The 13,081-nt window shown below is 60.7% G+C and carries 12 protein-coding genes, 1 tRNA gene and 3 pseudogenes; 9 read left to right on the top strand and 7 right to left on the bottom strand.

Annotation, left to right across the window (positions count from 1 at the left end; translation table 11 throughout):
* Positions 1-13: 13 nt before the first annotated feature.
* Together ASD12_RS34215 and ASD12_RS34210 are read right to left on the bottom strand one after the other, a co-directional pair.
* Positions 14-157, bottom strand: a pseudogene (locus ASD12_RS34215) (IS5/IS1182 family transposase); the annotation flags it as partial.
* A gap of 114 nt (positions 158-271) precedes the next feature.
* Positions 272-988, bottom strand: coding sequence for a Crp/Fnr family transcriptional regulator (locus ASD12_RS34210; protein ID WP_056589721.1), 717 nt, complete (start codon positions 986-988; stop codon positions 272-274).
* Positions 989-1,111: 123 nt separating this feature from the next.
* Here ASD12_RS34210 and ASD12_RS19770 point away from each other — a divergent pair, with 123 nt between their 5' ends.
* The 5 genes from ASD12_RS19770 to ASD12_RS19750 all read left to right on the top strand — a co-directional run bounded on the left by ASD12_RS19770 (position 1,112) and on the right by ASD12_RS19750 (position 5,668).
* Positions 1,112-1,717 carry a DUF6448 family protein gene (locus ASD12_RS19770; RefSeq protein ID WP_244482904.1) on the top strand — a complete coding sequence of 202 codons (606 nt, stop codon included), beginning with the start codon at positions 1,112-1,114 and terminating at the stop codon, positions 1,715-1,717.
* Positions 1,718-1,780: 63 nt separating this feature from the next.
* Positions 1,781-2,230, top strand: coding sequence for a hemerythrin domain-containing protein (locus ASD12_RS19765; protein WP_056589719.1), 450 nt, complete (start codon positions 1,781-1,783; stop codon positions 2,228-2,230).
* Between the two features lie 405 nt (positions 2,231-2,635).
* Positions 2,636-3,832 carry an efflux RND transporter periplasmic adaptor subunit gene (locus ASD12_RS19760; RefSeq protein ID WP_056589717.1) on the top strand — a complete coding sequence of 399 codons (1,197 nt, stop codon included), beginning with the start codon at positions 2,636-2,638 and terminating at the stop codon, positions 3,830-3,832.
* On the top strand, positions 3,829-4,962 hold the full coding sequence (locus ASD12_RS19755; RefSeq protein ID WP_056589715.1) for an ABC transporter permease: 1,134 nt from the start codon (positions 3,829-3,831) through the stop codon (positions 4,960-4,962). The genes ASD12_RS19760 and ASD12_RS19755 overlap by 4 nt, the downstream gene beginning before the upstream one ends.
* Position 4,963: 1 nt before the next feature.
* Positions 4,964-5,668 (top strand): ABC transporter ATP-binding protein, encoded by a 705-nt coding sequence (locus ASD12_RS19750; RefSeq protein ID WP_056589712.1) that lies wholly within the window; start codon positions 4,964-4,966, stop codon positions 5,666-5,668.
* Between the two features lie 64 nt (positions 5,669-5,732).
* Here the strand turns inward: ASD12_RS19750 and ASD12_RS19745 are convergent, their stop codons facing one another.
* On the bottom strand, positions 5,733-6,089 hold the full coding sequence (locus tag ASD12_RS19745) for a response regulator (RefSeq protein ID WP_056589709.1): 357 nt from the start codon (positions 6,087-6,089) through the stop codon (positions 5,733-5,735).
* Positions 6,086-7,921 carry a PAS domain S-box protein gene (locus ASD12_RS19740; protein WP_244482916.1) on the bottom strand — a complete coding sequence of 612 codons (1,836 nt, stop codon included), beginning with the start codon at positions 7,919-7,921 and terminating at the stop codon, positions 6,086-6,088. The genes ASD12_RS19745 and ASD12_RS19740 overlap by 4 nt, the downstream gene beginning before the upstream one ends.
* A 310-nt stretch (positions 7,922-8,231) precedes the next feature.
* Between ASD12_RS19740 and ASD12_RS19735 the strand changes: the two are divergent.
* Positions 8,232-8,553: pseudogene (locus ASD12_RS19735) on the top strand (transposase); the annotation flags it as partial.
* Between the two features lie 173 nt (positions 8,554-8,726).
* Here ASD12_RS19735 and ASD12_RS19730 read toward each other — a convergent pair.
* A pseudogene (locus tag ASD12_RS19730) lies at positions 8,727-9,188 on the bottom strand (transposase); the annotation flags it as partial.
* Positions 9,189-9,253: 65 nt separating this feature from the next.
* On the opposite strand from ASD12_RS19730, the gene ASD12_RS19725 reads away from it, so the two are divergent.
* Complete coding sequence (locus tag ASD12_RS19725) at positions 9,254-9,730, top strand: hypothetical protein (RefSeq protein ID WP_056589700.1); 477 nt, start codon at positions 9,254-9,256, stop codon at positions 9,728-9,730.
* A 356-nt stretch (positions 9,731-10,086) separates the two neighbouring features.
* Here ASD12_RS19725 and ASD12_RS19720 read toward each other — a convergent pair.
* Positions 10,087-10,162: transfer RNA gene (locus ASD12_RS19720), tRNA-Ala, on the bottom strand.
* A gap of 172 nt (positions 10,163-10,334) precedes the next feature.
* Complete coding sequence (locus ASD12_RS19715) at positions 10,335-10,724, bottom strand: TIGR02300 family protein (RefSeq protein WP_056590146.1); 390 nt, start codon at positions 10,722-10,724, stop codon at positions 10,335-10,337.
* A 206-nt stretch (positions 10,725-10,930) separates the two neighbouring features.
* Between ASD12_RS19715 and aroA the strand changes: the two genes are divergently transcribed.
* Complete coding sequence (gene aroA / locus ASD12_RS19710) at positions 10,931-12,292, top strand: 3-phosphoshikimate 1-carboxyvinyltransferase (RefSeq protein WP_056589697.1); 1,362 nt, start codon at positions 10,931-10,933, stop codon at positions 12,290-12,292.
* A 94-nt stretch (positions 12,293-12,386) separates the two neighbouring features.
* The gene (cmk, locus tag ASD12_RS19705) at positions 12,387-13,037 is read left to right on the top strand and encodes a (d)CMP kinase (protein ID WP_056589694.1); all 651 of its coding nucleotides are present in this window, start codon (positions 12,387-12,389) and stop codon (positions 13,035-13,037) included.
* The last annotated feature ends 44 nt before the right edge of the window (positions 13,038-13,081 follow it).

Here is a 13,081-nt window from a genome sequence, read left to right as displayed (position 1 = left end):
GAAGGGTAGACACTTATCTGAGCCATAGGATTGTTGCGGCGAGCGTGACGATAGTAGGGTAATGTTTGGCTGTTTTCTCGAAGCGGGTCGTCGCGCACCGGAACTGCTTGAGTTTTGAGAAATATCGTTCGATCAGATGGCGTTGCGCGTAGCGGTGCCCGCCTGGCGATGCTTGAGTGCGCGGGGCGGGTTTGCACCGGGTCGCGGCGACGGCTCCCTTTCGCATGCGCGTCCGCAGTTGATTGCAGCCAGGGAAGTTCGACGAAGATCCTCATTCGACACCGGCATTCCCAGCGCCTCCGGCCCAAGCCTTCAACTTCGAGACGTCGCGGACACAGACACGGCTACGCTGGAGCGAGATGGCGCCGTCTCGCTCCAGTTGCTTGAGCGCGCGCTGCGCGACCTCCCGCACAGAGCCTACCATCGAAGCGATCTCCTGATGCGTTATGTGCTCGCATGCGGTCTCGGCACTTTCGATAATATGCCCATGATGGCCTACGCATCCCAGCAGCAAACGGGCGACTCGGACGGTAACGTCGCGTAGCGCGAGATCCTCGACCATTGATCCAAGGGATCTCTGGCGGGAGGATAGAATCTTCAGTGCCGCCCGCGCGACCTCGGGATGTTGGTCAAGGAGCCGTATCATGTCGCTCTTTGGCAGGAAGCCGAGAAAAGCAGCGCCTACGGAGACGGCACCGAAAGGATTCGGACCGCCGTCAAAAACCGCAATCTCATTAAAGGTGGCTCCGGGACCAAGGATCCCAAGCACCTGATCGCGGCCCTCCGCAGTGCTTTTGATTAGCCGGATTTGCCCCTCGACTACCAAGAATAGGCCCGTGCACGGCTCTCCTTCAACAAGAACCTGCCTGCCAGCCCCGTTGCGCTGTGGACGCATGATCCGGGCGATCCGGGCCAGAACGTGCTTGTCCAGACCGAGAAAGATGGGCGCCCGCTCGATGGCTGCACTCAGATCCTGCATTCCTGCCATCTGAAACTCACTCCTGCTCGGTGACGTTCGAAAAATCCATCCTGTGCGACTTACGTCGCTGAACGCGACCGGGTTCAGACCATATATTCGCGGAAATCGTGAACTGAATAAGGAGACTAGACTATGATCAGGATCAAACTGCTTGCAGCCACCACCCTCGCGGCTGGATTGCTGTTCGGGACACAGAGTGCATTTGCCCATTGCGATTCCATCGATGGGCCGGTGGCGCAGGCAGCCCTCAAGGCGCTCGACACCGGCAATGTCGGGCTCATTCTGCCCTATGCGCCAGCGACGGCCGAGGCAGAGATCGAAGCGCACTTCGGACAGGCGCTAAAGGTCCGAGGGCTCGGATCAGAGGCGAAAGGGTTTGCCGACAGGACATTCATGGAAACGGCGGTCCGTTTGCACCGCGCAGGAGAAGGCGCCGCTTACACCGGCCTGAAGCCCGCGGGAATGGATTTTGGTCCCGCGATTCCCGTGGCCGAGAAGGCGATTGCGAGTGGCGACATGGGTAACGTGAGGAGCATTCTGGTCGACGAGCTACAGCATGGCCTGAATGCCCGGTTCGAGCACGTTTTGCATACGAGGAGCTCGGCACTGGAACCGAAAACTCCTGCCGAGGTGGCCGCCGCGCGCGAGCGCGTCAGCGCCGAGCTGGGGTTTGTGACATTCGTCGAAGGTATGCGTCAGGCGGCAGCCGGTGCTCTGGGAAACGAACACAGGGAATGAATACAATCAGAAAAAGGGGCGCGCTTGCGGGCGCGTCCGCCCTTGCCAAAGGAGGACAGTGAAATGCTGCCGGAAATCCCCAGGACGCTGAAGATCGAGCACGATGAACTGCATGCGGAGCTGGTCGAGGCGACCAAGGCGGGCGGCCGCACGGGCGAGGCGGCAAATGCCGTCGCCCGAGTTCTGCACGACCATTTTGTCAAGGAAGAGCAATACGCGCTTCCGCCGTTGGGCATCCTGAAAAGGCTAGCGCGCGGCACGGTTCAACCGGATATGGCGGAAGTGCTCCAGATGACTGACCGGCTGGAGGCCGAACTCGGCACCATGCTCGTCGAACATGAGAGCATTGTCGCCGAACTGGCTAAGTTGAAAGATGCCGCGAGCGCCGAAGGACACCCAGATGTGGTTCGGTTCGCCGACAAGCTGATGCTGCATGCCCGAACCGAGGAGGACGTCCTTTATCCCACGACGATCCTCATCGGCCGCTATCTGAAGCTTATGCTTGCCGGGTGAGCTGAGACCAGGGAATCTCCTCCGGTTTCCCAAAGCGCCCGACTAGGTGTCGTATCGAAGCGCGCTCGAACCCGGTGCCGACAGTCGCGGTGAACTGTTCATGTCAATCCATGCATTCTACGGGCCAGGAGGATGCATCTTGACCTTGATGGCTAGGATGCGCGTCTGGCCCAATTGCCGCAATGCGGGTGATGCGGTCCCGCTGAAACGCGGTCGTGATTTGTCGCAGATCAAAGAGGTAGCCTCGCCTGACGGATATAAAGGCAACGTTCGAATCGTTGGCTGACCGGTTACGTGGTTTTCTCAGACGCCCTCCGCTCGGGCTTTTTGGCAATCACGTCGCGAACGAGTGAGCGGAGCCGTTATCGGACGATTGTCCTGTTGAGACCTGCCTGAGGCTGCAACATGCAAGGAAATCGAACATCGGCGGCAACCTTGTTGCGCAGGCCCGCGATCCTGTACCCGCTGGTCGCGGCCATAGTTATTTTGGCCGGCTTTGGAGCGTATGCCTTCTATAACAACCGCCCGGTCGCCGTTGAGGTTGTGGCGGAGGAACACGATGTCCCCGTCCGTGTCTTCGGGCTTGGCACTGTCGAGGCCCGGATCCGTTCCGATATCGGCTTCGAGGTCGGCGCGACCCTGGTGGAGCTGAAGGCCGACGAGGGTGATCGCGTCAAACAGGGCGACCTGCTTGCAAGCCTGACGCTGGGCGAGCAACAGGCAAAGTTGGAGAAGGCCAATGCTGCCTTGCTCGTCGCCGATGCTACCGTCGAGAAGGCGAATGCCAACTTGGGAAAGACGCGAGCCATCCTGGCGCAGAAGAAGGACGCAAATGCACGCAGACAGGCGCTTGCTGGGCAGAGCGTGGTGTCTCGGCAGTCCGCAGAGGAGGCGCTTAAGGATGAGGCCGTCGCTGAAGCCGACGTCGCCGTAGCTTCGAGCGAAGTCGACGTCGCGCAAGCGCAACTTGCCGATGCGGGCGCCCAACTGCGGTTCGAGGAAACCATGCTGCGTCACCGCAGGCTGACTGCGCCCTTCGACGCCATAGTCGTTAGCCGCCACAAGGAGATTGGTACCGTGGTTAAAGCCGGCGATCCGATCTTCACGTTGATAGCTGCCGACACCTACTGGGGCCTTGCCCATGTCGACGAAGCGCGAGCAGGCTTCATCGAGGAAGGTCAGCGCGTGGACGCGCGGCTGCGCTCGCGTCCACAGAACGCGTTCACGGGACGCGTGGTCCGAATCGGACTTGAAAGCGACAGGGTTACCGAGGAACGGCGCGTCTTCATCAAGGGGGATAACCCGCCGCCGCGGGTCTATCTCGGGGAGCAGGTCGAGTTCTGGATTACGGTTGCGAAGATCGACACGGCACTGCTCGTACCCGAGGCGGCCGTGCAAGGTTTCGACGGCCGGCAGGGCACTGTCTGGACGGTCGAATCTGGGCGTCTGCGATCCCGCGTCGTCAGCTTCGGCCATCGGACTGAAGATGCAAGACTGGAGATCGTCGCGGGACTTCCCCAAGGCGCCAGCGTCGTCGCGCGGATCGCAAGTGGCTTTCGGGAAGGTCGTTCTGCACGCGTGGCGGAGGCAGTTGGAAATTGAACCTCGCTTATCGCGATATCCGGCACGGTCTTGGCCGGTTCCTGCTTACCTGCGTCGGGCTCGGCCTCCTTCTCGGCGTGGTCCTCGCAATGATTGGCATATATAGGGGCCTTGTCGTCGAGGCGCTCACCATCGCGCGCGCGCCAGCTGTCGATCTTTGGGTTGTCGAAGCCAACACACGCGGTCCGTTCGCCGAGGCCTCCCGTATACCAGCCGACACACGCGAGGCGATCGCCCGGATCGCCGGCGTGGTCGCCGCCGGCAGCATCACCTACCAGACCGTCGAGGCAGAATACCAGGACCGAAAGCTCAGGCTCTATGTTATCGGCTATGAGCCGACGCGTCCGGGCGGTCCACCCGAGATCGAGGAAGGACACACGATCGCCCGCAGTCATTTCGAGATGGTCGCCGACCGCTCTTCAGGGCTTGTACCAAGGGATCGAGTTCGCCTCGGACGTGACACCTTCACCGTCGTCGGATCGACCCGCCAGCAAGTCAGTTCCGGCGGCGATCCGGTAGTCTACATAGCCCTGCAGGACGCGCAAAAACTCCAGTTCGACCTTGCCCCGCCCGCAGCTCGCGTCCAACTGGCGCGCGGCACTGGGGGCACGGGCCGCGATACGGTCAACGCCGTCATCGCCCGCCTCCATCCCAACGCTTCGCCAGATGCCGTGGCCGAGACTGTACGGCGGTGGAAGCATCTGGCGGCGGTGACGCAGGAGGCACAGGAACTGATCCTTACGCGCTCGCTAGTCGACCGGGCGCGTCGGCAGATCGGTCTTTTCACATCGCTTCTGCTCGCAGTCTCCGCAGTCGTCATAGCGCTCATCATCTACACGATGACGATGGAGAAGCTTAAGCAGATCGCAACCCTGAAGCTCATCGGGGCACCAGACCGAACCATCATCGGCATGATCGTGCAGCAGGCGCTGGCCCTCGGTTTGATCGGGTTTGCAATCGGCGCCACGCTCATCGCCAGCATCAAGGACTATTTCCCACGTCGGGTGGTCCTCGAGCCTGACAACGTCCTGGCACTCGGCGTGGTCGTCGTCGTTGTCTGTCTGCTGGCCAGCGCACTCGGCGTTCGCGCGGCCCTCAGGATAGATCCCGCCACGGCGCTCGGAGGTTAGCGTGCCGGACGAGAAAGCAAACCAGCCCCCACTTGTCCGGTTAAGGAACCTGTCGAAGCATTTTGGCGAGGGGGAAACACGCGTCGATGCGTTGCGCGATGTATCACTCGACGTCCAGGCAGGCGAAGTCATTGCCCTGCTGGGACCCTCGGGATCCGGCAAGACAACCCTGCTCAACATCATCGGCTGCATCCTCGATCCGTCCTCGGGGTCCATGGAACTAGACGGCGAAGTGGTGCTAAGGGATGGCCGATGGGTTCGGCCAAACCTGAGACGTCTGCGGCTCGACAAGATCGGATTCATCTTCCAGTTCCACAATCTGATGCCCTTTCTCGACGCGACCGACAACGTGGCCCTGGTTCTGCAAATGGCCGGGGTCGACCCGCGTGAGGCTAGGTTGCGGGCACTGGAGCTGCTCGACTATCTCGAAGTAGGGAACCGTCGGGGTTCGATGCCGGCACAACTCTCGGGTGGCGAAGCGCAGCGTGTGGCGATCGCTCGGGCCCTCGCCAATAAACCGCGCATCATTTTGGCTGATGAGCCGACAGCGGCGCTCGATTCGAAGAGGGCCGGCATCGTCATGGATCTTTTGCGCAAAGTGGCCGTCGAACGCGACGCCGCAATCATCGCCGTCACCCACGATGAGAAGATCTTCGATCGCTTTGACAGGATTTTCAACCTTCGGGACGGCAGACTAGATGTTTGATCTTAGCGAAGGTTGCGCGAGAACATCGCGCTCGCTTACCCGGCACAGTCCAGCCCCGCCTGGCTCATCCGAGAGCGAACCGCAACGAATGGTCCAACTTCTCCTTAGAATACGGTTTGGCTATAATGGCGGATCCTCTCGCGAAGTCTGCCGCGCCCTGTCCGTATCCGGTGGCACACACAATCGGAATGTCCCGCAGCCGTAGGGCGTCAGCAACGCGGTCGCTCCGCTCCCCACGTATATTTAGGTCCAAGACAGCCGCGTCGATTTCTTGAGTTGCTATCAACGCAATTGCATCGTCGATGGAGGTGGCAGGGCCGATAACAGTGGCCCCAAGCTCGATCAGAAAATCCTCGGCCAGCATGGCAATCAGGGATTCGTCTTCGACGATTAGAACGCGCTTGCCGGACAGTGTTGTCATTGGGGGAGTATTCCTTCTGGCAGGGGGGCATCGATCCTGCAGACGAGGCCCTGAGGTTGGAACTCCATCGCGACCTCGGCCTCGAGATCTGCCGCCAAGCCCCGCTCGATAAGGCGGGAGCCAAAGCCTCGCCGGGTCGGAGACGAAACTGTGGGCCCACCGAGTTCGCTCCAGACCAGCTTGAGCCTTGGCTTGGGTTCGTCGGTGCGAAACCACTCGACGGAAATTGTGCCGGCATCGTTTGAAAGAGCGCCGTACTTCACTGCGTTGGTCAGCAATTCATGGAAGGCGAGCGCTAGGGAAAGAGCCTGGTTGGGCTGCAACAGAATTGCAGGCCCAGTTGTCGAAACCCGGTTCGAGAACGCACCTCGAATCTGAAGGCTGTCGCAAACAATTTGGTCCAATGATGCATGCTCCCAACTGGTCTGCGTGAGGATGTTGTGCGCTGCCGAAAGGGCCATGAGACGGCCTTCGAACGCGGCATGAGCATCAGTGGCCTGCGTTCCTCTGAACGTCTGATGAGCAATACCCTGGACTACCGCCAGAGTGTTCTTCACACGATGGTTGAGCTCGGCCATCAGCAGTTCTCTTTGTGCCTCCGACCGCCGTCGTTCGCTGATATCCACCACAGAGGCGAGCGCCATCATTCCTTCGCTCGTCTGAATTGGGCTGAGTCCAATCTCAACCGGCACCTCTTTTCCATCTTTCCGTCGCGCATAGAGATCCCTGCCCGCACCCATTGGGCGTGCCTGCGGGAAACTCCCATACCCTTGGCGAAAAACCGGGTGGGAGCTACGAGAGCGGTCGGGGACCAGCATCTCGATGCCTTGCCCCACCATCTCCTCTCGCCCATAGCCAAACAGAGTTTCGGCATGAAGATTGACGAGAACGATGCGCCCGTCCTCGTCTGTCATCACCATGCCGCTTGGGGCCGCCTCTACGGCTGATCGAAACCGTTCCTCACTGTGGCGCATCGCCATGTCTGCCTGGTCACGTTCCGTGACGTCGACATTTACCCCGATCAACCCGCGGAATATGCCACTTGCGGAGAAGTGGGGACGAGCAGTTGTGAGCAGAACGCGGTACTCCCCCTTGCGATTTCTGTAGCGACCCTGGACCGAGGCGGCTGTCTGCGTAGACAAAGCTTGCATCATCCGGGCCCCAATTTCGGCAGCATCATCTGGATGAATGGTTGGGTGCCAATTGAACGTCGGGACATCCTCGGTCTCGACGCCCCAGAACTCCCGAAGCATCATGTTCAGATTTGTGCACTTGCCCAAAGCGTCGCATGTCCAGATCATCACCGGAGCGTGTTCCGACATAAGGCGAAACTGTTGCTCGGATCCTCGCAACTCTTCTTCGGCAATTTTTCGGGCCTGTTCTGCCCGCGTCCGCTCAAGATAAAAGCCAATCTGTCTGGCAATTGTCGTAGCGAGATCGATCTCGTGGCTGGCAAACGCATGCCTGCGTTCATAGTAGGTCATGAATTTCCCCACCACTTCGCCTTGCACTGTCAATGGAATGAACGCCAAACCAACGATGCCTTCGCGGGCAATCATCTCTTTGACGGCGGCAGGTTCATCCGTTTCAGCGATGTCCGAAACAAAGATGGCATCGGCGTTGCGTCCGCCCACGGCCCAAGGCGAGTGCCCTTCAAGGGCCTTTCTGTAACTTTCGGATAAGCCCCGCCAGGCTACGAAGCGCATCACTCCGGCTTCATCGAAGAGCAACATGGAAGCGCGACGGCACCCTAGGCCGTCACGAATGGCATCCAAACCGGCTTCAGAAGCTTCGTGGCTCGACTTTGCCCGGTACAGTCGATCCGTCAGCACGTAAAGTGCGCTGAGTTCGTCTAGACGCTCTGCGAGCTTGTCGCTACCCCCGCCTAACTGCAACGCCGACCCCTCCCATGGCGATTGGTTCTTGGCACCGCCGCTTAGAACGCTGGTAATTCATCTTCGTTCCAATCGCTGAACTCGGCAGTTCGTCGTAGGCGACCATGAAACAGATACCAAAAGCCGCTTATCCCTCGCAGGTGAGCATGGCCGATCCCTTCCTGGCGCACTTCATGGTTCTAGCCGGCAGCCATAGAGCAGCGGGTCGCGTCACAATCGAAGAACATTCTCGACCGTGCTTTGGACAATCATGGACGACGCCGAGCCCGACGTGCTGGCCTACATGACCTTCCCGAAGGAACATCGCGCCAAGCTCCACTCGACGAATCCGATCGAGCGTCTCAACGGCGAGATCAAGCGGCGCACCGAGGTCGTCGGAATCTTCCCGAACGACGATGCGATCGTGCGCCTCGTCGGCGCAATCCTGCTCGAACAGAACGATGAATGGGCAGTGCAGCGGGCCAGATATATGACTCTTGTGTGGATGCCAGCCGTTTTGCAAGGAAGATTTTGAACCTTTGAACGTGATCGAGTGCGGTCTTGTGTCAGGCCTTGAATTGCGGCCATGACATGCCGCAGGCCGGTATGGTGATGCGCGGATCAGGTCCAAATCTAGAAAGCGAGCGCGAGGCTCGGTGCGTCATTCTGGTTTCCTAATCCCGATCTGATCGATCATTTGCCCATGCGGTTCAGGCCTTCCTCACATCTCCGACGGACCGGCTTCAGGTGTCCTGCTGAATGCTCATGCAGGCACCGTTGCCGGATTCCGGTAATCCTCTTCCTTCGTCAGCATGGCCCAAATGCCACGCGCCATCTTGTTGGCCAGCGCAATGGCCACGAGCATGCGCGGCTTCTTCGCCATCATGCGCGCGAGCCAGGAGCTCTCGGGCGCGCCCTTCCGGGACGCCCATCGAACCACAGCCATCGCTCCAATGATGAGCAGGCGTCGAATATCGCATTGGCCCATCTTCGAGGTTTTTCCTAGTCGTTGCTTGCCGCCGGTCGATTTCTGCAACGGAACGAGCCCGAGCCAGGCGGCGAAGTCACGGCCGCTTCTGAACGTCTCCATCGGCGGCGCGAAGGTTTCGATCGCCAGTGCGGCGATGGGGCCAACGCCGGGCATGGTTTGCAAGCGCCGAGATCCCTCAGCTTCCCTCGATAGAGCATCGATCTTCTTCTTCAGTGCGTCGATCCGGCCAGTCATCTGGTAGATCCGGTCCAGCAGAACAAACTCCTCAAGCGATTATCCGCAAAATCGAAGTTGGCGCGATGAAGGTTAGCTTCAAGATCGACCGCCGGGCCCTCGTCGCAATGCTGCTCGGCGGTTCGCCGCCAATCAGCAACATTGGATTGAGCAGCGAAGGTGCAGATGGTCGCCAATCGCTATTCGAGATCGATCTCCCAATCTCCATCAAGCGCCGCGGCGTCGAGACCCGCTTGGTAATCGACAATCATGTGCAGGTTCGAACACCAGATTCGAACCTGGTCGACCTCATCGCGAAAGCGCATTTTTATCTGGGCAAGCTGACCGACGGTGCGGATCGAAGCATCGCGGAGGTCGCCAGACAATGCGGTGTGCATCGTGCCGACATCAGCCGCATCCTGCCGCTGGCGTTCCTGTCGCCAACGATTGTCGAGGCGATTCTCACAGGCAGTCAGCCAATCGATTTATCGGCGCAACGATTGGCACGCTCGATCGATCTGCCGCTTGCATGGTCAGAGCAGAAATCGGCTCTGAGCCACTAGCATCCAGAAGTTCCATCTCTCGTTTTACCCGAGCACTTGTCGTTCGAGTTCGCGGGCACTCACGCTCACACACAACATAAATCACTGGCCCCTGGTGTTTCCGTCGGCGAGTAGTCGTCGCCTCGGGCGCTCGGTTTCCCTGCATCGGCCAAGCATCAGCGCGATGCACCAACCATCATCTTGGAATTTAAGTGGACGCGGAAAGCGGGCCACAGAGACGGCCCTCCTAAAATCGCGGGAATGAAGCGGAAACGACCGTCTCACGTCCACGCAATTTGAAAACAAGCGCGCTAACCGACGGAAATGTCGCAGTATTATCGGGCGTCCACAGACGTGCCGCGATGCGGAAGACTGTTTGGTGGAGCCAATCGGGATCGAACCGACGACCTCTTGAATGCCATTCAAGCGCTCTCCCAACTGAGCTATGGCCCCACTTCCGGCAGTCAGCCGGCGCCGTTTCCGGCGAAGAGATCCGGCGCGGGTTAGAGACCGTGCCGTTAGTGCAGGCGGCTTCTAACCCCGCCTTTCTCAGATATCAAGCCTTCGAGAGCCGCTTTTTCTTCACGGGCCACGAAAGCCTGCAAACGCCCGCTTTCAAGGCCGATCAGACCTCGTCGTCATCGTCGCCAACGCCGATCATGTCGGCGACGTCGTCATCTTCTTCCTCTTCCTCGGCAAGGAAAGTGTCATCCTCGTCGTCGCCGAGGTCGACATCGTCCTCGTCATCGCCGAGATCGGGAAGATCGTCGGCCTTGACGTCCTCGTCCGCCTCTTCGAGCGAGACGACCTCAACGCCCTCTTCGTCCTCGGCGTCCACTTCCTTCTCGGCCACTTCCTCTTCCTCCTCGAGGGCGGCAATCTTGCCTTCCTCGAAATAGGAACGCGGATAGGTCTTGCCGGTGTAGGGCGAGACGATCGGGTCCTTGTTCAGGTCGTAGAATTTTCGGCCCGTCTCCGGGTCGATACGTTTTGTGCCAAGTTCGGTTTTTGCCACGGCAAGCCTCGTCAATAAAAGAGTGGTCCCCTTAACCACAGTTTGCAGCGCTGTCAAAGCGAAAAGCCGGCGTCACAAAACCATGCATTGGAAGGCCTCGCGTCAAGTGACGACCATGGGGATGACCATTTCGGCCCGCCGTGATACGAGACCGCCGCAACAAATGAAAAGCGCCGGCCCGCCGGCATTCCGTCTAGGGAAATTCCATGTCTCACGCCGCCGCCCCCAAGCCGGCCACCGCCCGCAGATCCCAGGCCCTATCCGGCACCGCTCGCGTGCCGGGCGACAAGTCGATCTCGCACCGCTCCTTCATGTTCGGCGGCCTCGCCTCCGGCGAGACCCGCATCACCGGCCTGCTCGAAGGCGAGGACGTGATGCGCACGGGTGCCGCCATGAAGGCGATGGGTGCGCATATAGAAAAACGCGGTGCGGAATGGGTGATCCGCGGCACCGGCAATGGCGCGCTGCTGCAGCCGGAAGGTCCGCTCGATTTCGGCAATGCCGGCACCGGCTCGCGGCTGACCATGGGCCTGGTCGGCACCTATGACATGCAAACCACCTTCATCGGCGACGCCTCGCTGTCGGGCCGACCGATGGGCCGCGTGCTGGAACCCTTGCGCCAGATGGGCGTGCAGGTGCTGAAGACGACGCCGGGCGACCGCATGCCGATCACGCTGCGTGGACCAAAGCACGCCGCCCCGATCACCTATCGTGTGCCGATGGCCTCGGCGCAGGTGAAGTCGGCGGTGCTGCTCGCCGGGCTGAACACGCCGGGCATCACCACCGTGATCGAACCTGTCATGACGCGCGACCATACCGAAAAGATGTTGAAAGGCTTCGGCGCCAATCTGTCGGTCGAGACTGACGAGCGCGGCGTGCGCCACATCTTCATCGAAGGCCAGGGCAAGCTGATCGGCCAGACGATCGCGGTACCGGGCGACCCGTCCTCGGCCGGCTTCCCGCTGGTGGCGGCACTGATCGTGCCGGGTTCGGACATTGTCATCGAAAACGTGCTGATGAACCCGACCCGCACCGGCCTGCTTTTGACGCTGCAGGAGATGGGCGGCAAGATCGACATCCTCAACCCGCGCTATGCCGGCGGCGAGGATGTCGCCGACCTGCGCGTGCGCTACTCAGAACTCAAGGGCGTCACCGTGCCGCCCGAGCGGGCGCCGTCGATGATCGACGAGTACCCCGTGCTCGCCGTCGCCGCCAGCTTCGCCGAGGGCGAAACGCTGATGCAGGGGCTGGAGGAGCTGCGGGTGAAAGAATCCGACCGGCTGTCGGCCGTCGCCAACGGACTGAATCTCAACGGCGTCGACTGCACCGAGGGCGAGGCTTCGCTTGCCGTGCGCGGCAGACCGGGCGGCAAGGGCCTCGGCGGCCATCCCAACGGCCAGGACACGACCGTGCAGACCCATCTCGACCACCGCATCGCCATGAGCTTTCTGGTCATGGGGCTGGCCACGGAAAAGCCTGTTACCATCGACGACCAGGCCATGATAGCGACGAGTTTTCCCGAGTTCATGGGCCTGATGACGGGGCTGGGCGCGGAGATCGGGTGCTAGTCGTGGCAATCGCAACCCTGGGAAATTGGCGCCTACCATCTCTCGCTTCGTCATCCTGGAGCGAAGCGACGGCGCGGGGGCCTGTGGCCTGCAAATGACACACGTCTTCACCATCGCCATCGACGGACCCGCCGGCGCGGGCAAGGGCACCCTTGCCCGGCGGCTCGCCGACCATTACCGGCTGAACCTGCTCGACACCGGCCTCACCTATCGCGCCGTCGCCTATGCGCTGATCCAGCACGCACTGCCGCTCGACAATGTCTCGGCGGCCGAGACCGCGGCCCGCCAGGTTGACATGGCAAAGCTCGACCGGGCGGTGCTGTCAGCGCATGCGGTCGGCGAGGCAGCCTCGAAGGTCGCCGTGTATCCGACCGTGCGGCGCATCCTCGTTGAAAAGCAGCGCGATTTTGCCAAGACGCCGCCGGGTGCGGTGCTCGACGGGCGCGATATCGGCACCGTCGTCTGCCCTGACGCCGACATAAAACTCTATGTGACGGCGAGCACCGAGGTGCGCGCGCGGCGCCGGCTGGCGGAGATCGAAAGCATCGGCGGCACCGCTGATTTCGCCGAGATCCTCGCCGATATCGTGCGCCGCGACGAGCGCGACATGGGCCGTGCCGACTCCCCTTTGAAGCCGGCGACCGACGCGCACTTGCTTGATACCAGCGAAATGGCTATAGAAGCCGCGTTTCTCGCAGCCATGGCTGTTATCGACGACGTCCTGGCCAAGAGAGACAAGGCCTGATCCGGGTTTTCCCTCGTGTTTCCGTTGTCGGAGGCGAAGAAAAT

It is taken from the genome of Mesorhizobium sp. Root102, from assembly GCF_001425625.1.
GTDB lineage: Bacteria > Pseudomonadota > Alphaproteobacteria > Rhizobiales > Rhizobiaceae > Mesorhizobium.
The sequence above is the reverse complement of the archived record's forward strand: the minus strand, read 5'-3'. Positions and strand labels throughout refer to the sequence as shown.

Coding starts and splice junctions, on each gene's coding strand:
- aroA (WP_056589697.1), top strand. CDS start 10,931: ATGTCTCACGCCGCCGCCCCCAAGCCGGCCACCGCCCGCAGATCCCAG.
- ASD12_RS19760 (WP_056589717.1), top strand. CDS start 2,636: ATGCAAGGAAATCGAACATCGGCGGCAACCTTGTTGCGCAGGCCCGCG.
- ASD12_RS19725 (WP_056589700.1), top strand. CDS start 9,254: ATGAAGGTTAGCTTCAAGATCGACCGCCGGGCCCTCGTCGCAATGCTG.
- cmk (WP_056589694.1), top strand. CDS start 12,387: ATGACACACGTCTTCACCATCGCCATCGACGGACCCGCCGGCGCGGGC.
- ASD12_RS19765 (WP_056589719.1), top strand. CDS start 1,781: ATGCTGCCGGAAATCCCCAGGACGCTGAAGATCGAGCACGATGAACTG.
- ASD12_RS19745 (WP_056589709.1), bottom strand. CDS start 6,089: ATGACAACACTGTCCGGCAAGCGCGTTCTAATCGTCGAAGACGAATCC.
- ASD12_RS19770 (WP_244482904.1), top strand. CDS start 1,112: ATGATCAGGATCAAACTGCTTGCAGCCACCACCCTCGCGGCTGGATTG.
- ASD12_RS34210 (WP_056589721.1), bottom strand. CDS start 988: ATGGCAGGAATGCAGGATCTGAGTGCAGCCATCGAGCGGGCGCCCATC.